This is a genomic window from Sorangium sp. So ce1014 (genome assembly GCF_051521505.1).
Taxonomy (GTDB): Bacteria; Myxococcota_A; Polyangia; order Polyangiales; family Polyangiaceae; genus Sorangium.
Genome location: NZ_CP150356.1, coordinates 10809843 through 10829355, shown reverse-complemented (window position 1 = coordinate 10829355; position 19513 = coordinate 10809843). Strand labels below are relative to the sequence as shown.

The 19513-nt window shown below is 72.9% G+C and carries 12 protein-coding genes; 8 read left to right on the top strand and 4 right to left on the bottom strand.

Annotation, left to right across the window (positions count from 1 at the left end):
• Positions 1-10: 10 nt before the first annotated feature.
• Positions 11-1831: a right-handed parallel beta-helix repeat-containing protein gene (locus tag WME75_RS41110; RefSeq protein WP_437482489.1), complete on the bottom strand. Its 1821-nt coding sequence runs from the start codon at positions 1829-1831 to the stop codon at positions 11-13.
• 311 nt (positions 1832-2142) lie between these two features.
• Between WME75_RS41110 and WME75_RS41105 the strand changes: the two genes are divergently transcribed.
• From WME75_RS41105 to WME75_RS41090, 4 genes are all read left to right on the top strand, one after another.
• Positions 2143-2709, top strand: coding sequence for a hypothetical protein (locus WME75_RS41105; RefSeq protein ID WP_437482486.1), 567 nt, complete (start codon positions 2143-2145; stop codon positions 2707-2709).
• A gap of 170 nt (positions 2710-2879) precedes the next feature.
• Positions 2880-3986 carry a M50 family metallopeptidase gene (locus WME75_RS41100; protein WP_437482483.1) on the top strand — a complete coding sequence of 369 codons (1107 nt, stop codon included), beginning with the start codon at positions 2880-2882 and terminating at the stop codon, positions 3984-3986.
• 19 nt (positions 3987-4005) lie between these two features.
• Complete coding sequence (locus tag WME75_RS41095) at positions 4006-4995, top strand: hypothetical protein (protein ID WP_437482480.1); 990 nt, start codon at positions 4006-4008, stop codon at positions 4993-4995.
• A gap of 118 nt (positions 4996-5113) precedes the next feature.
• Positions 5114-5833: a hypothetical protein gene (locus WME75_RS41090; protein ID WP_437482477.1), complete on the top strand. Its 720-nt coding sequence runs from the start codon at positions 5114-5116 to the stop codon at positions 5831-5833.
• A 120-nt stretch (positions 5834-5953) separates the two neighbouring features.
• On the opposite strand, the gene WME75_RS41085 is transcribed toward WME75_RS41090, so the two are convergent.
• Positions 5954-7861, bottom strand: coding sequence for a cyclic nucleotide-binding domain-containing protein (locus WME75_RS41085; protein ID WP_437482475.1), 1908 nt, complete (start codon positions 7859-7861; stop codon positions 5954-5956).
• 7 nt (positions 7862-7868) lie between these two features.
• On the opposite strand from WME75_RS41085, the gene WME75_RS41080 reads away from it, so the two are divergent.
• Positions 7869-9212, top strand: a complete 1344-nt coding sequence (locus WME75_RS41080) for a hypothetical protein (protein WP_437482472.1) — start codon at positions 7869-7871, stop codon at positions 9210-9212.
• A 1558-nt stretch (positions 9213-10770) separates the two neighbouring features.
• Here the strand turns inward: WME75_RS41080 and WME75_RS41075 are convergent.
• Entirely contained in the window at positions 10771-14055 is a 3285-nt protein-coding gene (locus WME75_RS41075; protein ID WP_437482469.1) for a DNA translocase FtsK 4TM domain-containing protein, read from the bottom strand.
• A gap of 209 nt (positions 14056-14264) precedes the next feature.
• Here WME75_RS41075 and WME75_RS41070 point away from each other — a divergent pair, with 209 nt between their 5' ends.
• The 3 genes from WME75_RS41070 to WME75_RS41060 all read left to right on the top strand — a co-directional run bounded on the left by WME75_RS41070 (position 14265) and on the right by WME75_RS41060 (position 18688).
• Positions 14265-15869: a hypothetical protein gene (locus tag WME75_RS41070; protein ID WP_437482466.1), complete on the top strand. Its 1605-nt coding sequence runs from the start codon at positions 14265-14267 to the stop codon at positions 15867-15869.
• Between the two features lie 277 nt (positions 15870-16146).
• Positions 16147-17289: an FHA domain-containing protein gene (locus WME75_RS41065; RefSeq protein ID WP_437482463.1), complete on the top strand. Its 1143-nt coding sequence runs from the start codon at positions 16147-16149 to the stop codon at positions 17287-17289.
• 37 nt (positions 17290-17326) lie between these two features.
• Positions 17327-18688 (top strand): L,D-transpeptidase, encoded by a 1362-nt coding sequence (locus tag WME75_RS41060; RefSeq protein WP_437482460.1) that lies wholly within the window; start codon positions 17327-17329, stop codon positions 18686-18688.
• A 271-nt stretch (positions 18689-18959) separates the two neighbouring features.
• Here the strand turns inward: WME75_RS41060 and WME75_RS41055 are convergent, their stop codons facing one another.
• Positions 18960-19298: an ATP synthase F0 subunit C gene (locus WME75_RS41055; protein ID WP_437482457.1), complete on the bottom strand. Its 339-nt coding sequence runs from the start codon at positions 19296-19298 to the stop codon at positions 18960-18962.
• Between the last annotated feature and the right edge of the window lie 215 nt (positions 19299-19513).

Below are 19513 nucleotides of genomic sequence, written 5' to 3'. Positions count from 1 at the left end.
GCCGCGCCCCTCAGGGCGGCCCCGGCGACAAGGCCCCGAGATCGGCGCCGCCGCGCTTCTCGCCGAGCAGATCCCGCGACGGCACCTCGCGCGCGTCGCCCTGCCCGAGCAGCATCTTCGACGACCGCTTCGGCCTGAAATCCGGGCGGCTCGGGTTGAGCTTCCACCAGCTCCCCTCCACGATCACCCACGGCTCCTCGCCCGCGCGCACCACCTCCGCCGCGAGCCGCGCGCGCGTGATGCCCGTGATCGCCCGCGTCTCCGGCAGCGCCGCCGCCAGGCGCTTCAGCCCGTTCGGCATCCCGCCGTAGCTCACCTGGGTCACCACGTTGTGGCCCGCGTCGAACCGGTAGATGCTCGTGCTCAGCACCTCGATCGACGGCGAGTCGTCGCTGACGAAGATGTTGTTCCGCAGCCGGCAACCCCAGCTCCCGTTGCCGCACTGGAGCGCGGGCCGGCCCCTGGTGTTCATGACCACGGTGTTGTTGCGGATCAGGTTGTTGCGGCAGCCCCAGAGCGGCAGGGCGTCGGGGCCGCTCACCTGCTCCGGAGAGCGCGGGCCCGGCTCCACATAGGCCTGGTCGAACGGGTTCCCGTTGTCCCACTGCGCGATCCCGCTGCCGAGGTTGCCATAGATGAGGTTGTTCTGGATGACGGAGTCCGACGCCCCCGCGAGGTTGATCGCCCCGCCGCCCAGGCGTCCGTTGCCGTTGATGACGTTCTGCTCGATGATGAAGTTCACGCCCCGGCCGTCCGGAAACCCGTGCTCGCCGAACCGGTCCGTCGCGACCTTCATCAGCCCCGCGGCCCAGGCGCGGGTCGGCTCCCTGCGCGGATAGCCCCGGAACGACGGGTGCTCCAGCACCGCGTCGAGCGAGGCCTCCGGATCGAGGTTCGCCTGGAACCCGCTCGCGCTGTTGCCGAAGAACACGTTGCGACGAACCACGTAGTTGTCCGAGCCGTCGGACACGTAGGCGCCGTGCTCGGCGGCAGAGAAGGCGAACAGGTTGTCCTGCAGGAGGACGGTGTGGCTGTCGGTGGAGTGAAACCCCCATGTCCGATGGTGATGCGAGAAGTTGCCGACGAGCGCGATGTGGTGCGCCAGCCTGCCGGTCTCGCCGAACGCGCCGTCGACCATGATCCCCGCCTTCGGCGTGCCCGCGCTCTGCCTGCCGGGCCCGCTGCTGCCGGCGAGGCGGAAGCCCTCGATCACCACGTGGTGCGCCCTCTTCAGGTAGATCATCCAGTTCGGGTCGGCGGCGCATCCCCGGTGAATCACGACCTCGCCCGGGCGCCCCATCGCCTTGAAGTGGATGTAGCGCCCCTGACCGGCGCTCGGTTTGTCGCCGAGCGAGAACCCCGCGTAGGCGCCGGGCAACACCGCGATGAGGTCGCCGCCCCGGGCCGCGTCCGCGGCGTCCTGGAGCGTCGCGAACGCGCGCGTGACCGGGAGATCCTGCGGCTCGGCCGCGGCGTCGCGCGCGTTCAGATCGAGCGAGGCGACGCGGATCGCGGCGGGGGCCGGCGCGCCGACGACGAGGACGCGCTCGTACCGTCTCTGCAGCTTCAGCGTCTGGCTCACCCACTCGTCGGAGTCCTGCGTCTTCACGAACGGCTCGACAGCCGCGGGCAACGGCGGCTCCGGCGGCGCGGGGGCCTCGGCCGGCGCGGGCGGCTTCTTCTGCGGCGCGGGAGGCCGCGCCGGCTCCCCGGACGGCGGCCCCGCGACCTGGATCGTGGCGCTGCATGCGAGCGCGGCGGCCGCGACGAGCGCGCCGACGATGCGCGCGCACCCACGGGCCAGCTGGATGACGCTTGTCGTTCCTCTCATCTCGACGCTCCGGGGAAGGCCGCGCCCGCCGCGGCGCGCGGGCTGATGCGGCGCCGCGCTCTGTTTACTCCGAAGCGCGCGGCTCAGCTAGGCGTGCTCGCGTGGCGTCGAGGGCTCGCGTGGCGTCGAGGGCTTGCGTGGCGTCGAGGGCTCGCGTGGCGTCGAGGGCTCGCGTCCGGCGCCGCGGCGCGCTCCGCTCCGGGCGCAGCGCGCCGCGCGAGGTGCGACATCGCCTCCCAGCGGCGGCCGTCATGAGCCGGGCGCGTGGCCGTTCGCTTCCTTCGCTGCCGTTCCTTTGGTACGAAGAGCTCATGAAAGCGCTCCCCTCGCTCGTGAGTGTCGCTCTCGCTGGCGCCACCCTCCTCACGCTCGCGCCCGAAGCGCAGGCGAACATCAAGAATCCGAACGATCACCCCGATTACGCGGCCGAGCTCGAGCCGCACGGGAACTTCGTCTTCTTGCACCGCGACTACGGTTTGCGGCGCGGGTACAACAGGTACTACGACGACTTCGGCGATCCCGAGTTCGGCCTCGGCTTCAGGGCCACCATCGAGCTCGCCGATCCGGCTTTCATCCCGAGGCTCAACAACACTGTCGGCATCTCGTTCGGCCTGGATTTCACCAACTGCACGTACTGCCGCCGCGACTTCACCATCTGGAGTCCGGTCACCATGCAGTGGAACTTCTTCTTCAACGATAAGTGGAGCGCGTTCGCCGATGTCGGCGCTGTCATCCGGACCGATGGGTTCTACAACGACGTGTGGCTCGACTTCGTCACCATGGTCGGCGGCCGGTACCACTTCAACGACAACCTCGCGCTGACCATGCGCATCGGCTATCCTTTCTTCAGCGTTGGCGTGTCGTTCTTCGTCGGCTGAGCTGCTCTGCGCCGGTCCCCCGGCGGGCTGAGCCGCCCCGGCGCTGCCCGCGGGTCGGGGGGCGGAGCGCCCGGCCTCCGCCGTGGGCGGAGGGATCTTGCCGGGGTAGGCGTACGAGGCGGACATCGCGCACGTGCGGATGGGGCCCACCCTGGTTAGACTAGCCGGAGATGGTCGGCTGGTATTTCGTAGGCATCCTCGGGCTCGCCCTGCTCATGGTGGTCCACGAGGGAGGGCACTATTTCGCCGCGCGCGCCTACGGGATGCGCGTCCTGAAGTTCTCGATCGGCTTCGGCCCCACCTTCTTCAAGGTTGTCCCGAAGGACGGGTACTTCTGGTTCACGACCGCCGCGGACAAGATCCGCGTGCGGCTCTGGCGTCACGACCCGGTGAAGCACGGCCCCACCGTGTTCCAGGTCGCGATGATCCCCTTCCTCGCGTACGTGCAGATCGCGGGGATGAACCCGCTCGAGGAGATCGACCCCGAGGACAAGGGCAGCTACGCGAACGCGAGCCTGATGGGCCGGATCGCCGCGATCTTCGCCGGTCCGCTCGCCAACTACCTGTTCGCGTCGGTGCTCTTCTTCGCGAGCCTGATGACGGGCGGCAAGCCCTACCGCCTGACGGACATCGGCGTCGTCGCCGGGATGCCGGCGGCGGCGGCCAACCTCAAGGACGGCGACCGCATCGTCGAGATCGACGGGACCCCGGTCCAGGACTGGGAGAAGATGGCGGAGATCATCTCCCACAGCCCCGGCCGGCCGCTCGACATCGTCGTGGAGCGCGCCGGCGAGCGCGTCCAGGCCACGGTCACCCCGACGAACGAGAACGGCTCGGGCAAGATCGGCGTGATGGCCATCGGAGCGATCCGGTCGACTCCGGTGACCGCGAAGGAGGCCGCGGTGCTCGCCGTGACGAAGCCGCCGAAGGTCGTGCAGAGCTTGGTCGTCGGGCTCGGCCAGTACCTGACGGGCAAGGTCGAGGGTGAGCTCGGTGGCCCGAAGCGAATGATCGAGGAGACGGCGTACGCGGCCAAGCGCGGCTGGGCCGAGGGGCTCGAGTTCCTCGGCCTGCTCTCGGCCTACCTCGGCGCGTTCAACCTGATCCCGTTCCCGGCCCTGGACGGCGGCCGCCTGATGTTCCTGTTCTACGAGGCCGCCACGCGGCGCCGGCCGAACGCCCGCATCGAGGCGCACATCCATCTGGTCGGCGTGTTCATGCTGATCGGGCTGATGCTCTACGTCACGGCGAACGATTTCGGCCTCGGGTCGAAGTAGCGTCGAGCCGCATCTCCCCGTGGCATCGAGGCGGCCCGCGCAGGTTCCGGCGTCGGCCGGGCGCCTCGCCTGCGCGGCGGCGTGCCTCTCGCTCCTCTCTCTGGCCGGCGGGACGGGCGCCGCGCTGGCTGCGCCGCCGGGCTCGGGCGCGTGGTCCGACGAGGAGGAGCAGGCGGTCTTCGACGTCCCCGCGCCTCCGACGCTCCCTGGGCTCACGCTGCGCGACCCGACCTTCACCTTCGAGTACACGGCGGCCGTGATCGAGCCCGAGGCGACGAGCCGGGCGGGCGGCAGGAACGCCTACGCCTGGTACTCGCACGGCGAGATGGAGGTGCCGCTCGTTCCCCGCAAGTGGTTCGTCGGCGCGGTGCATGACAGCGCCGCCGCGAGCGTCCCCGGCGTCGAGCGGTCGGTCCTGCTCGGGAGCCCCGAGCTCTACGGGCGGGGCGTCTGGTCGAGCGTGCGCGGGCTCGCGTCCGGGGGAGGCTTCGGCATCGTGCTCCCGGTCCCGCGCGACGTCTCGCCCGCCGAGGCCGAGGTGCTGCGGACAGCGCGCGTGGTGCGGCCGTGGGACGAGACGCGCTTCCGGGAGCTCACGCTGACGTTCCGCCCCTGGTTCGACATGCGGTACGTCACCGGGCCGTTCATCTTCCAGCTCAGGCAGGGCATCGACTGGTCGCTGGTCGTGCGCGGCCTGAGGTCCGGTGAGCGCCGCACCGACGTCACGGCGCACACCGCGTTCTACTTCGGCTACCGGCTCGCGCGGCCGGTCGGGGTGGGCCTGGAGCTGTGGGAGGTCTACCAGCTGACGCAGGACCTGCCGGACGACAAGCGCGCGACGTTCGCGATCTCGCCGAGCATCCGCTTCATCCTGGCGAACGTGCAGCCGGCGCTGAGCGTGCTCCTGCCGGTCGCGACCCCGCTGCGCGGCGACGTCGCCTCGTACTACGCCGCGCGGCTCAGCGTCGGGTTCACCTTCCCGACGGAGGCGCCATCGGCGCCCCGGTGAGCGCGGAGCGGGCACACCCTCGCGCGTGGGCGCGCCCGCCGCGCGCTCCCGCGGGCGAAGGCGCGGGGATCTCGTTCGAGTGCGTGCATCCAGCGCGGGTGCTGGGTACCCTGGCCGCGTGGTCACTGCAGCATGGCTCCGGCGCGGTCTGGTTGTCGCGGCGCTCCTCGGGTCGACCGGCTGCTCGACCCAGCTCGTCAACCTGAACGAGGGGCCCCGCGAGTACGTCGCGACGGACTACGAGAACGTGCTGCGCACGTGGACGCGCACGGAGCACCTGTTCGCGCTCTCGGAGCTCGACAACTTCCTCACCGCCACCGCGACCTTCGAGTCGTGGGACTTCCGCTGGGCCTACGTGGCCCGCTACGCGCAGGACTACCGGCTCACGATCGAGCAGCGGCAGAAGCTGCTCGAGAAGACGCTGGAGGAGACGCGCCAGCGCCACCAGTTCTTCGTCGCGATCTTCGGGGGCGAGCGCAAGTACAACGACCTCTCGACGCCGAACAGCGCGTGGATCGTCCGGCTGATCGACGACACGGGGAACGAGACGGCGCCCGAGGAGATCGTCGCGATCACGAAGCCGAACGCGCTCGAGCGGACCTACTTCCCGTACAACACGGTGTGGCGGCAGGCGTTCCGCATCCGCTTCCCGCGCGCGACCGCGGAGGGCAGGCCGACGATCTCGCCGAGCGCGAAGTGGTTCGGGCTCCGCTTCGCCGGAGCGCAGGGCAACAGCGAGCTCGTCTGGCAGCTCAACGAGGACCCCGCCGAGGCCGTCGAGCTGGAGCAGGACGCCGCGCGCGCACGGCCGCTGCGTCCGGTGAGAGGCCGACTCTAGGCGCGGCTCGGGCGCGGCTCGCGGACCGCGGGCAGCTGTGCCCGCGTCGCCCGGGCGCGCGCGCCGCCGGCGACGCGGGCGGCCTGACCACCCGTGCACGGCGTCGGTTCTCCTGCCGTTTCAGCTGCCCTGGGCGTTCAGCGAGATGGACTGCGCGAGGATGGAGAGCAGCTCCGGCGTGCTCTCGAACAGCTCGCGCAGCACGGGGTGGTCGGCGATGAGCACGAGCGCGCCGCATCCGGCCGCGCGCGCGATCGTCGGCGCTGGCTGGCCTCCGAGCAGCTCGGAGGCGAACAGGAGCTCACCGGGCCTCGTGGTGCCGACGATCTCCTGCGATCGCTCCGCGACCAGCTCCAGCGCGCCGGCGCCGATGATCACGAGCCCGGGTATGGGATTGCCGGCGTGGATCAGCTGCTCGCCGGGCTCCAGGTTGCGCAGGCGGAGCCGGTCGAGGACCCGGCGCAGCAGCGTCTCCTCGAGCTCGCCGAGCGGCCCCATCGTGGCGCCGGCGAGCGACTGGAGCCGGTCTGCGACCGTGCGCAGCTCGTCGACGACCCAGGGGCAGGTGCGGAGCGCGTTGTCGATGGTCGTCTGGTCCCAGATCGCCACCCGCGCGCCGCCCGCGCCGGCGACCACGCGCAGCGGGATGCCTTCCTCGAGCGTGCCGCGGGACGGCACGAGCGCCCTGATGGCGGCGCGCTCGGCGGGCGTGTCGACGATGTTCGCGCACACGGCGACGCTGCCGCTGAGCACCAGCGCTGCGCCGTAGACGGCGAGCTCCTCGTCGGACGCGAGGTCTTCCACGTGCGCTGCGAGCGCGAGCTCGTCGTGCGTCTCCTCGGGTAGATCGGCGAACGCCTCGATCTGCTCGAGGTCACGGCCGGTGAGGGCTGCGGCGCCGGCGGCGGCCGGCGCGGCGCTGGCTGCGTCCGGCTGCGGCAGAGCCGGCGCGATCTCCGGGTCGATGTCGAGGGCCGCGATCGTTCCTGCGTCCGGAGGCGCGCCGTGCGGTGCGTCGCGCGCCACCCCGGCGAGGTCGGCGGCCTCGCCTGCGTCCGCTCCGGGCCGCTCCATCGGCAGCGCCTCGGGCCGCGTCGGGTCGGTCGCGAGGGGGGCGTCGACCGCTGCCGTCGCGCGGGCGTCGGCAGCGAGCGCCGGCAGCGGCTCGCCGGCGGCCGCCTGGGCCGCGGACTCGTCCTCGATCGCGATGTCCGCGTCGTCGAGCAGCTCTTCTTCCGCCTCGGGCTCGGCGGTCGCCGCACCGAGATCGAGCGGTCGCTGCGCCGGGTCCGCGGCGCCGCCGGAGGTGGGCTCGCCGAGAGGCAGGCCGGCCTTCGCCAGCAGGTCGTCGTCCTGCCCCGCTGCCTGCGGCGCGGGCAATGGGCTGTCGAGCCGCGACGACGTCGGAGCGTCGAGATCGTGGTCGGAGAGCTCGATGATGACGGTCCCGTCGGGCGTCGAGGCTGGGAGCGGCGCTTCCGTGCTCGCAGGAGGCTCGATCTTCCCGGCAGGGATCGCGGGCGCGCCGGCGCCCTTCGAAGGAACGTCGTCGGCGGAGGCTCCGAGGTGTCCGGCCGGCTCGCTTCCGGTTGGGGTCGCTGAGCGGGGGCGTGGCGCTGCGGGTGCCGGAGGCGCGGGAGGTCGCGCGGAGTTCGGTTTCCGCTTGAGCGTCAGATCGAGCGGTGCTGCCGAGGTGATGACCTCCTCCTCCTCGTCTCCGGCCTGCGGCGTCGAGGGAGGCCGGCGAGCCACGAGGTACGTGTCGCCGCTCGGCGTGATGGTTTCCTGGGGAGGCCGAGGTGGCGCGGCAATCTCCGCGTCGTCGGACCACGGATCGAGGATCGGCTCCCGGGGTTTCCTTCTCGAGCCAGTCGTTGCGTGCGCCGGAGCGGCCGTGTCTGTGCGGGCCGGGGCGGGCGTCGGGGCCTGATCCTCGACGAGGATCTCGCCGACGACGTCGTCGTCCGGCGCGTGCTGCTCGGTGGGCGCTGCCGGGCTCGGGACATGCGGCGATGTCGAGAGCGGCAACGAAGCGGTGGAGGCCGGAGGCGCGGCGGGCGGCGGCGCGGACGGCGCGGCGGCGGCCGGCGGTGCGGCCGGCGGCGGCGCGGACGGCGGCTGCGCCACGGGCGCCGGAGGCGGCGGCGGCGCGACGGATGCCGGCGCAGACGGCGACTGCGCCACCAGCGGCGGAAGTGGCGCTGCAGGCGGCACAGACGCGGCGGAGGTCAGCGTGGGTGACGGCGGCGGCGCCGGCGGAGGCAGCGTCGCCGGATGCGGCGGCGCGGCGGGCGGTGGCGGCAGCGGCGCAGCGGAAGCGGTGGTCGCGAGCGGAGGCGGCGCCGGCGGAGGCAGCGTCGGCGGGTGCGGTGGCGGCAGCGGCGCAGCGGAAGCGGTGGTCGCGAGCGGAGGCGGCGCCGGCGGAGGCAGCGTCGGCGGGTGCGGTGGCGGCAGCGGCGCAGCGGAAGCGGTGGTCGCGAGCGGAGGCGGCGCCGGCGGAGGCAGCGTCGGCGGAGGGAGCGGTGCGGCAGGCGGCGGCAGCGCAGTCGGCGGCGGCGGCGCGACCAACTGCGGCGATGCTGGCGGGGCCAGCACCTGCGGGTGCAGAGATCCAGCGGGCGGAGGCAGCGGTTGCGGGCGCGGGAGCGGCGCGGGCGGAGGCTGCGCGCGCGGGGGCGCGAACGATGGTGGGTGCGGCGCCGGTGGAAGCCCGACGGGCGGCGCCGGTGGAAGCCCGACGGGCGGCGCCGGTGGAAGCCCGACGGGCGGCGCCGGTGGAAGCCCGACGGGCGGTGCCGGCGGCGGCCCGACGGGCGGTGCCGGCGGCGGCCCGAAGGATGGCGGGTGCGGCGGTGCCGGCGGCGGCCCGAAGGATGGCGGGTGCGGCGGTGTCGACGCGGGCGCGGCGCTTCCTGGCGCTGGCGGCGAATGCGGCTCCGCGATGAACCTCGGCGGTGGCGGCGCGGCGAGGGCTGCTGCCGGAAGCGCGGAGAACGTTGGCGGAGGCAGCGGCGCCGCGGGCGGCGGCTCGCTCGTTGCGCGTGCCCCGGCGCGGCGCGGGGGCGGCGGGGGCCCCATCGCGGCGTCGGACCGGCCGCGCTCCGGCAACGGAGCCAGGGCGGCCGGCGGCTCCGGCAGCACCGGTGCCGGGGAAGGGCGAGGGGGGGCCGACGATGGCCGCGGGGGTGCTCCTCGCGGTACGGCCGGCGGCGGTACCGGGGCGGGCGGCGGCGCGCTCTGCGTCTTGGCCTGCGCCGCGATCGAATGCGGATCCGGGGTGATCTGCGGCCTGAACGACGGAGCCCCTGGCGGTGGAGGCAGCGGCGGGATGGCGTTCGCCACCGGCGCGACAGGTAGCGGAGGTGCCGGCGGTGGTTGACTCCGATAAAGGGCGCCGGCCTGGACGTTGGGCGCCGGCGGCGGTGTGGAGGGGGCGACCCGCGTCGGCGGCTGCGCGTACGGCGCGGCGGGCGGCTGCGCGTACGGCGCGGCGGGCGGCTGCGCGTGCGGCGCAGGCTGCGGGAAAGCACCGCCCGGCGGCTGCTGCGTCGGCCGATGCGCCATCGGCGGCGGGGGAGGCGGGGGCTGCGACGCGCTTCCCTGCAAATGCCCCGCAGGCGCGGGGGGAAACGGCGCGATCGGTCGGCCCGCGGCGGCCGGCCCTTCCGTCGCGCCCGGAGGAAGCTTCGGCGCCGGCCGTGACGGCGCCGGCAGGCGCTCGGCTTCGGCGGCCAGCTCCGGCTCCGACAGCGGCTCGAACAGGTCGATCTCGATCGAGGGCATCGACGCGCGCAGCTCTGCGCCGAGCGAGAGGCGGCGGCGCCAGGTCTGCTCGTCGGACGGAGGAGCTTCGTCAGCTTCCTCATCGGAAGGGGACGGTTCGTCGTCGTCCTCGCCGGTGATCGTCTCCAGGAGATCGGGATCGCTCGGCTGCCCGACCTCCGAGGCCATCATCTCCTCGAGCGCCGTCGCGCACAGCCCGAGCTCCGAGGCGCGGAACGGCTGCCCGGCCGCCCCGGCCGCGTCGGCCGCGCGTCGCAGCCACACGATGGCGTCGCGCCGCTCGCCGCGCGCCCACAGCGCGCTGGCCGTGGAGATCCCCCACACGACATCTTCATCGTCATTCGGGTGAGGTTCGGGGAGGGCGACCACGCGGTTCGCCATGAGCAACACCACCTATCACAGGCCCCACTGCGGCCGTTTACCCATGATACCGAGCGAGCCGACGTCCCGGTTCGAACGTCGCGCGAGCCCCACGGCGCGGAAAGCCGCGCCACCAAGAGCTTAGCCGCGCTCGATACGGCTCGTACAAATTACGATACTGATGTCGCTTTCGGTCCTCTCGTCGCCGTGCGCGGCCGCCGGCCCCCAGGGCGCAGGCGCGTACCCGCGGGGTCGGCGCGACGCCCCGTGGACTTGAGGCGAGCGCCGCGCTCCCGTCGGGGCAGTCGGCCAGATTGCCGGCAGGAGCCGCGCCGCGTACGCCATCTGAGCGCGCGGTGTCTGTGCCCCGCTCAGCGCCGCACGCTCAGGTGGACCGCCGCCCGCCCATGCGTCGCGGCGGGCAGCTCAGGACCGCTGCGCGACGGCGCATCTCCTCGACGCCGTCCCGCGACGCCGCCTCTCCGGGCATGCGCCTCGCAAGCCAGCCGATGAGCGTCAGCCCCGCTGCGCGGGCGTCTGCGGGCATCGTTCCTTCTTTCAGGAGGCTCGCGATCTGGGCGATCAGACGCGTGCGCGTTTCCTCAGGCGCCATCCTGCGTGCTCCATGAAGCATTCGAACGGGAAAGTCAAAACAACCGCCACGCTGACGCGCGGCCTCGGCGGCGGAAAGACCGGCGATGTGCTCTCCTCAACATCCGATCTGGACCGCTCGCCCAGGTCGACGGCGTGCCAACACGCGTTACGAAACGGCGTCAAGACAAACTGCACAAGGCTCAGATCGGTGCGATCAGCACCTCGCGATCCTTGGCGCCGTTCGCGGGCCCGACGAGCCCGCGCTTCTCCATGGCCTCGACCAGCTTGGCCGCGCGGTTGTAGCCGACGCCGAGCTTGCGCTGCAGCCAGGAGGTCGAGCAGCGCCGCGTATCGGCCACGATCCGCACCGCGGCGTCGTACATGGGATCGGCCTCCGCGTCGGCGGTGTCGGGCTCCTCGCCCTCGTCGTCGCGGGGCCGGAGGATCGCCTCGTCGTAGACCGGCTCGCCCTGGAGCCGGAGGAAGTCGGTGATCTTCTGGACCTCCTCCTCGGAGCAGAACGGGCACTGGACGCGGCGCGTGTCGTTCGAGCCGTTCATCTTGATCAGCATGTCGCCGCGGCCGAGCAGGTGCTCGGCGCCCTGCTCGTCGAGGATCGTGCGGCTGTCCACCTTCTGCGCGACCCGGAAGGCGATGCGCGTGGGGAAGTTCGCCTTGATCATGCCGGTGATCACGTCGACGCTCGGCCGCTGCGTCGCCAGGATCACGTGCATGCCGGCGGCGCGCGCCTTCTGCGCGAGCCGGGCCACGCTCGCCTCCACGTCCTTGCCCTGCTGCATCATCAGATCGGCGAACTCGTCGACCACGATCACGATGAACGGGATCTTCTCCGGCAGCGCCGCGTCCGACCCGTCCTTCGCGGCGTCGATCTCCACCTCGAGCCCGTCTGCGCCGATCGCGCTCACCCTGGCCGGGGGCTTCGGCGGGCGCGCCTCGCCGCGCTGCACGCGCTCGACCCAGGCGTTGTAGGTCGTGATGTTCTTCGTCCCCGCGTTCGCGAAGAGCTGGTACCGGCGCTCCATCTCGTCGACGGCCCACTTGAGCGCGTTCGCCGCCTGCTTCATGTCCGTCACGACCGGCAGGAGCAGGTGCGGGATGCGGTCGAAGGGCGCGAGCTCGACGACCTTGGGATCGATCATCAGGAGCCGGAGCTCGTCCGGCGTCTTGCGGAAGAGCAGGCTCACCAGCATCACGTTGAGCCCGACGCTCTTGCCCGCGCCGGTCGCGCCCGCGACGATGACGTGCGGCATCGACGCGAGGTCGGCGAAGTACGGCGTCCCGATGATGTCGCGGCCGAGCACGCACGGCAGCGGCGCCTTCATCTCGAGGAAGCGGCGATCTTCGACGAGCTCGCGCAGGTTGACGGGCTGGCGGTGCTCGTTCGGGATCTCGAAGCCGATCCGGTTCTTCCCGGGGATGGGGGCGACGATGCGGACCTTGCGCGAGAGGCCGAGCGCGAGGTCGTCCGCGAGGCCTGCCACCTTCGAGACCTTGGTGCCGGCGGCGGGCGAGACCTCGAACGTCGTGACGGTCGGCCCGGGGTGGATCTCCTCGACCTTCCCGCTGACGCCGTAGTCGGCGAGCGTCTTCTCGAGGAGCTGCGCGGTCGCCTTGAGCTGATCCGCGTCGAGCTGGATGCGTCCGCCCGCGGCCGCCTCGAGCATGTCCGTTATCGGCAGGCGGAAGCCCGCCCCGGCGGCCGGGACGACCTTCACCACGGCCGGCTTCTCGCTCACGAGCTCGCGGCTCGTATCGACGATGGTCGGGGCGCGTAGCGCGGCGCCGTGCGGTCGCTCCGGCCCGCCGGCGGGCGGCAGCTCGCGGTGCGCGGGCCTGGCGTCCGGCTCGCGCGGGGGCAGCTCGCGGTGCGCGGGCCTGGCGTCCGGCTCGCGCGGCTCGCGCTGGGGCAGGTCGCGGTGCGCGGGCCTGGCGTCCGGCTCGCGCATCGACACCTCGCGCGGCCCGCGCACGGGCAGGATGGGCGACGGGGTGGGCACGTCGAGCGCTTCCGGCTCAGCGAACGCGGTCGAGGTCTCCTCGTCGGCCAGATCGAGCGCCGCGCGATCCTCCGCGTCGTCCTCGTCCAGGTGCGCATCCCCCTCGAAGAGGTGAGCCTCGCCTCCGAACGGCGACTCGTCGCCGTCCTCCGGGACGGCGGCGCCGCGCGGCTCTCTCGGGGGCGCGGCAGGGCGCCGCGCAGCCCGACGCTGCGCACCCTCGCGCGGCTCGGCGGCGCGCCGTGCGCCCTCGCGCGGCTCGGCGCTACGCATCACCACCTGGCGCGGCTCGTCGTCCGGCTCGGCCGCCTCGTGCGGCTCGTCGACCTGCTCCGCTGCCTCGCGCGGCTCGGCGCCGCGCAGCACCACCTCGTGCGCCTCGCCGCCGTGGATCACCACCTCGTACGGCTCGGCGCTGTGCGGCACCACCTCGCGCGCCTCGCCGCCGTGGATCAGCGCCTCGCTCGCCTCGGCGTCCTGCTGCGCCGCCTCGCGCGGCTCCTTGGCCTGCGCCTTCCGCCCGCGTCGCGGCTTCGGCGGGGCCGCCGGCTCCTCGAGGGCGGCGCTCGTCGGCGCGCTCTTCCAGAGGTCGAGCGCCGGCGCCTCGACCTGGGCCGGCTCGACGGGCGTGGTCCTCGCGGCGGGATCCGAGAGCGGCTCGTCGGCGTCGTCGGCCAGCGCGGCGATGATCGCGTCGGGGCTCGAGTTGCGCGCGATGATCGGCGGCGCTTCCTTCGCCGAGGCGCCCTCCCGCCGCTCCAGGTCGCGCGCCGCGGCCCACGCCCCGAAGAGCGCGCGCGCCCAGCCGGCGACGCGCACGGCGATCGCCGCCGCGAGCTGCTCGGCCCGGTGCGCCAGCTCGATGAACGAGAACGTCGCCCGGCCCATCAGGATGAGCGCGACGACGGTGAGCCCGATGATGTACGACCCGATGTTCGAGAAGAGCGCGCGCAGCACCTCCCCGAACAGCTCACCCACGGCCCCGCCGAGCGGCATCGCGCCGAACGCGACCGCCAGCGGGAACGCGACGTGCGCGAGCGCCGCGAGCACGATGACCACCACGATGTCGCCGCTCAGCCGGAACAGGCTGGCGATCGAGCGCTTCGCCCCGAGCAGCGGCATCGCGAGCAGCGCGAGCTCCAGCGGGACGAACCACGCGATGACCCCGACCGTCTCGACCGACGCCCCCGCGAGCGCCGCGCCCACCGGCCCCACCCAGTCGTCGCCCGAGATCTCCGGGCGCAGCGGATCCGCGCGAAACGAGGCGAGCGCCAGCGCGCTGTACAAGGCGGACACCAGGAGGACCAGCGCCGCCGCATCGCGGGCATAGCTGTGCCCCGGCGGCGCCGCAGGACCCGCGACCCCCGCCGGGCTGGTCCGTGCGGCGCCACGCGCCCCGGAGCGCAAGGGCTCGCCAAGGCCGGCGGCGGGCTGGGCACGACGAGGAGCGAACAAAGGGACGTTCATGCCTACCTAAACCTACCTTGCTCACATATGCGCACTCCACCCCGGGGGCAAGAAGTCTGGGAGGCCTGCCAGGGAGGGGAGGACGCCGCCGCGCTGGAGTTCTGGCCAGATTTCGCGCAAACTTTGTTCGAGCTCCCTTCTTACCGGCCTTGAAATTCTTTCAAACAGAGCGCTGCGGGCGGTACCATCCCGACCTTCCTGGGACGTGCATGGAAACTGTCGAACGAGCAGGGCGGCGCGTCGGCGCTGCGGGCCTTCTTTTGCTGTGCCTCGCGACCGCTGGCGTGGGGCTCGCGACAAGCGGGTGCCGCGTCAACGAGAACGACATCCACCGGTGGGAGTCCACGGCGCACGGGCCCGACAAGCTCAGGGCGGTGCTGTTTCACGACAAGTACGACAACTCGCTCCGCATCGAGGCGGCCACGTCGCTCATCCGCATGAAGCCCCGGCAGGGCCGGCGCGTGGGCATCGGCATCATGGTCGAGACCCTCGCGACCATGGCGCCGGAGGCCCGGCAGTCCATCGTGGCCGCGCTCGTGCCGTCGATCATCGCCGAGCTGAGGAAGCCGCCGCCCGTCGCGCAGCCGGGGCAGCCGCTCCCGCCGGACACGTCGTTCCCCTACAAGGACGCCGCGTACGCGATGCTCACGTCGGATCGGACCGTGATCATCGCGGACGAGGCGCTTAAGGAGGGGCTCAAGGCCGCGCTCATCGACTGGGCGATGGCGGACTTCGAGCACCGGCTCGAGGACCGCTCGCAGGCGTACGGGATGGAGCAGCTCCTGCGCTTCATCGGCCCGCCCGCGGTGGCCGGGCTGCCGAAGCTCATGACCCGCGAGGCGAAGCGGCTCGACCAGATGGCGTCGCTCGTGGCCGAGTACGGCGACCCGACGACGAAGGAAGCCGCCTCGGCGAACCTCGTCTCCATCGCGAAGTTCGTCACCTCCAGCGAGTGGGTCGACGTGAAGAAGCCCGAGCTCCAGGCGGCGAACGCCGCGTCGAAGCTCGAGCCCACCGAAAAGCAGTTCGAGGCGCAGCTCGCGCAGTACCAGGAGGAGGAGCTCTTCCGGGTCTTCGGCTCGATGAAGAAGCTCGGCGGCAGGCCGTCGGTCGACTTCCTCCTCGGGTTCGCGGCCAACAAGGAGCAGCCCGAGAAGCGCCGCCAGGCCGCCCTCGCCGCGCTCGAAGGCCGGCTCGACCGCAACAACCCGAGCGACATCCAGCGCATCCTCGAGATCGCCACCGCGGACGCGCCTGACGTGGTGCTCGACCAGGCCTTCCGCCGCGTCGGCGAGATGCCGCGCGAGCTCGTCGTCGAGAAGCTCTACGGCCTGTTCAAGACCGACAAGTGGAAGATCCGCCGCGCCGCCGCCGCGACCATCCTGAAGATGTCGACGGTGAAGCACATCGACGAGTTCATGAGCAGGCTCCCCGACAGCAAGGGGTTCGCCATGCCCGAGGCGCTCACGTACGGCGCGGCGTTCGGCGATCTGAAGGAGGGCTCGCCCCTCGAGGCCCTGAAGCGCCACTTCGCCGCGGGCTCGGCGCCGGCGCGCACGAGCGCGATCGCCTACTACTTCACCTTCGGCACGACCGCCGATCTCCCGGCGGTCAAGGCGCTCGAGGGCGACACCACGCGCGCGCCGGTCTGCGAGGCCGATCCGGACTGCAAGTGGGCGTGCGAGGTGTCGAAAGAGGGGTCGAACGAGCGTGAGCTCAGGGAAGTGAAGACCGTCGGCGAGTTCGTTCAGTACTGCATCGAGCCGGCCATGCAGGACAGGAAGCCGGAGATCGAGAAGGGCGAGAAGAAGTGACGCGAGCGCCGGCGCAGCACGCGGGATCTTCGGGCGATCCCGCCGCGAGGCCAGCGCGGCCCTCCGCGCCGGGCCCGCGGCGCTTCGCCCTCGCCGCGAAGGGCGGCCGGGGCGCGGGTTTCACGGCGGGCTGCGCGGGCTCTCGGCGGATCTCGCGCGGGCATGTTTGCGGTCGCAGCGCGCTTTCGGCGCGATCCAGAGCCATCAGGTGCTTGCAGGGAAGAGGCCGGGAGGAGGCTTCCCAGCGCAATTCATCCTCCGATATCGTTGGGTAGAGATGAGCGCGGATCCGAACAAGAAAAGCGCACGGACGTTCCAGTGTCGCGATGTCCTTTGGGAGACGTTCGAGCAGATGGCGCGCGAGCTCGAGTGCTCCATCGACTACCTCATCAACGAGTCGATGAAGCAGTACGCGCGGCAGCGAAGCTACAGCCCGCGCACGCCTTTTCCGCCGCCCGCGAGGGTCGACGCGGCGCCCGGCTCCGGACATCAGGCGGTCCCGCACGCTCATCAGTCCAGCGGGGTGCCTCCGGCCGCGACGCCCCCGCCGCCCGGGCTGATGACGCCCGGCTCGCCGCCGCCCTTCGGACCGGGCGGGCCTTCGATGGTCGCCCTGCAGCAGCAGCCGCCGCCCGTGGGGGCGGGCTACGGTGCCCCGGCCATCGCGCCTGCCTATGGCGCGCCGTCGCCGCCGTACGGCGTGTCCCCCGTGGGGCCGACGCCGGTGCCGGCGCTGACGCCGCCGCCACCGCCGCCGGTCCGGCCGGGCGCGCCGCCGCCACCGCCTCCGCCGCCCGGCAGCAGCAATGCCGGCGGGAAGCGGCCCAGCCTGCCCGTTCCGCCGCCCATCCCGGGCCGCGTCGGCGGCCCGCCGCCGCCGCCGACCAGCGTGACCCGCCTCGGCGCGCCGCCGCCGCTCCCGTCGCAGGCCACGAACCCCGGCGGGCGCCAGAGCATGCCCGGCGGCTCGGTGAGCCGCTCGGGGCCGCCGCCGCCGCCGCTGAGCAGCGCCGCCGGATACGCCTCGCCCATGGGACCGCCGATGGCGCCGCCGCCGTACGGCGTTCCGCCGCAGGCGGCGAGCAGCATGCCGGGCCCGCCGCCGATGGCCATGGGGATGCCGAACCAGGTCCCCGCCGGCCCGGTGCTCGCCGCGTTCTATGCGGGGCAGCGGTTCGTGGTGAACAAGGACCGGTTCATCATCGGGCGCGGCAAGCAGTCGAGCGATCTGACGATCAAGGACCCGAACGTGTCGCGCCAGCACGCCATGGTCGAGTTCCTGAACGGCCAGTACTACATGGTCGACATGGGCTCGACGAACGGCGTCGAGTACAACGGCCAGCGCATCGCCCGGAAGGCCATCGTCGAGGGCGACCTCTTCCGGATCTGCGATCACGAAGTGCGCTTCTCCTACCGCTGACCGCGGCAGGCCCGTCGTCTCCGCCGGATCTCGCGAGATGGTGAAGCGTGGAGACGCCGCGGCGGGCTTGCGGGAGCTGCGCCGCGGCGCGCTGCGGCGCGAGCGCCGCGTCGCGCTGCGGGTCGGTGCGGCGGGGGTCGTCCTCGGCGCGGCGATCTGGGGCGGAGCGGTCCTCGCTTCGCAGCTACCGCCGTGGGTCCCGGCGGGCGACGCCCCGCTCCCGGCCTGGGTCAAGAGCGCGCGCGTGCTCAAGCGCGATCAGCCGCTGTTCGACGCGCCGGGCGGGAGCCCGCGCCGGCGCGGCTCCGTCGATCGCAACGTGCAGCTGCCCCTCTTCGCGGCCCGGCGCGGCGACGGCTGCCTCGGACGCTGGCTCGAGGTGGGCGCCGCGGCCTGGGTCTGCGACGACGCCGTCGAGCTCTCCGCTGCAGGCCCGATCAGCCCGCTCGTGCGCACGTGGCGCGAGATGCCGGACGGGCTCCCGTATCGCTACTACTTCGTCGGCCCCGATGGGTCCTTCGGCTACCGCCGCGCCGACGCGGCCGACATCGACGCGCCGGACGCGCAGCTCGAGCCTGGCTTCGCGGTGGCGATCGTCGAGGAGCGGGCCCTCGGCGGGGCGCGGTACGGCCGCACGAACAGCGGCTTCTGGGTGCCGATGCGCGATCTCGGCCCGGTGCGCGCCTTCGCTTTCCACGGGGTGGACGTCCCTCCGGACGCCGCGCAGATCGCGATCGCGTGGGTCGTGTCCGAGAGAGCTCCGCTCTTCACGCGGACCGGGGCGGGCTTCACGCGGACCGAGGAGAGCAAGGCGCGGTTCGACGTCGTCTCCTATCTCGAGGAGGCGCAGGGCGCCGCGGGCAAGCTCGCGCGCATCGCGGACGGCGACGCGGCGGCGTGGATCTCGATCCGCGATCTCCGGCGCCCGTCGGTGGCGCCGCCGCCGCCCGAGGTCGACGCCGATGCGGGCGAGCGCTGGATTGACGTCGAGCGCTCGGCGCAGACGCTCGTGGCCTACGAGGGGCGTCGCCCCGTGTTCGCGACGCTCGTCTCGACCGGCAAGGGCGCGCCCGGGTCGTCGCGCGCCACGCCCGCCGGCACGTACCGGATCTGGGCCAAGCTGCTCACCTCGGACATGGACAACCTCGAGGACGAGGGCGCCGATCGTTATTACCGGATGGAGGACGTCCCCTACGTGCAGTACTTCTCGAAGGGGGTCGGGCTGCACGGCGCGTTCTGGCATCGCTCGTTCGGCCAGGTGCGGAGCCACGGCTGCGTGAACCTGGCCCCGCTCGACGCGCAGCGGCTGTTCTGGTGGACGTCGCCCCGGCTCCCCGCCGGCTGGACGGCCGTCCTCCCCACGGCGCACGAGCTGGGCACCGTGGTGCGCGTGCGATAGCGGCAGGCCGCGGCCGCGAGCGCGCGCGAGACGGGTCACGCAAGGCGCGGGCGCGCGCGAGGCGGGTCACGCAAGGCGCGGGCGCGCGCGAGGCGGGTCCGTGCGGGGCTCGTTGCCATGCGCACGGCCTGGCAGCGAGGACGATGGGTCTGTGCGCGGGCGGGAACGCGCGCCGGCGAAGCTCCATTGGAGGAGCGCTCGGCCGGCGCAGCAGGAAGGGGCAGGAGAAGGAGCAGCGGAGCCGGACCCAGGGGGCGCGGCCAGCGCTGGCTCAGGGGGCGATCTTGTTCTGGAGGAAGAAGGCGATGACCCAGGAGAGGAGCACGAGCGACTCGATGAGCGCCAGGCCGAGGATCATCGGGGTCTGGATCCGGGCCGCAGCGCCCGGGTTCCGGGAGATGCCCTCCAGGGCGGCGGCAGCGGCACGCCCCTGGCCCATGGTGCCGCCGAGGGCAGCGATGCCGATCGCGAATCCGGCAGCGACGGCGAGCCACGAGTTCGCGTCGTACTTGTTCGACGCCGCGCCATCCTGCGCCAGCGCCATAGCGGGAACCAGTACCAGCGCAGTGCCGACAACGGCGGACAGCGACAGCTTGCTCTTCAGCGACATCCGAATCTGCTCCTTTCAAGCCACACAGCCCGCGCGGGGCTGCATGCGTAACATCTGCGTGGGTCGGGGGCCGCGCGGGCGGTACCCCCTCGAGAACCGGGGATCGCTCCCGGGACCTCTTCGACTGCTCGGTAGGGGATGCGCTCGCGCGATCCACCCACCGCTCTGGGGCAACCCATCGACAGCGGGGCCCCTCTAATCCGATTTTCGAGGGC

Bases quoted from the DNA above. Each gene is read 5' to 3' on its own strand.
- WME75_RS41110 (WP_437482489.1), bottom strand. From the start codon at position 1,831: ATGAGAGGAACGACAAGCGTCATCCAGCTGGCCCGTGGGTGCGCGCGC.
- WME75_RS41105 (WP_437482486.1), top strand. From the start codon at position 2,143: ATGAAAGCGCTCCCCTCGCTCGTGAGTGTCGCTCTCGCTGGCGCCACC.
- WME75_RS41100 (WP_437482483.1), top strand. From the start codon at position 2,880: ATGGTCGGCTGGTATTTCGTAGGCATCCTCGGGCTCGCCCTGCTCATG.
- WME75_RS41075 (WP_437482469.1), bottom strand. From the start codon at position 14,055: ATGAACGTCCCTTTGTTCGCTCCTCGTCGTGCCCAGCCCGCCGCCGGC.
- WME75_RS41070 (WP_437482466.1), top strand. From the start codon at position 14,265: ATGGAAACTGTCGAACGAGCAGGGCGGCGCGTCGGCGCTGCGGGCCTT.
- WME75_RS41065 (WP_437482463.1), top strand. From the start codon at position 16,147: ATGAGCGCGGATCCGAACAAGAAAAGCGCACGGACGTTCCAGTGTCGC.
- WME75_RS41060 (WP_437482460.1), top strand. From the start codon at position 17,327: ATGGTGAAGCGTGGAGACGCCGCGGCGGGCTTGCGGGAGCTGCGCCGC.
- WME75_RS41055 (WP_437482457.1), bottom strand. From the start codon at position 19,298: ATGTCGCTGAAGAGCAAGCTGTCGCTGTCCGCCGTTGTCGGCACTGCG.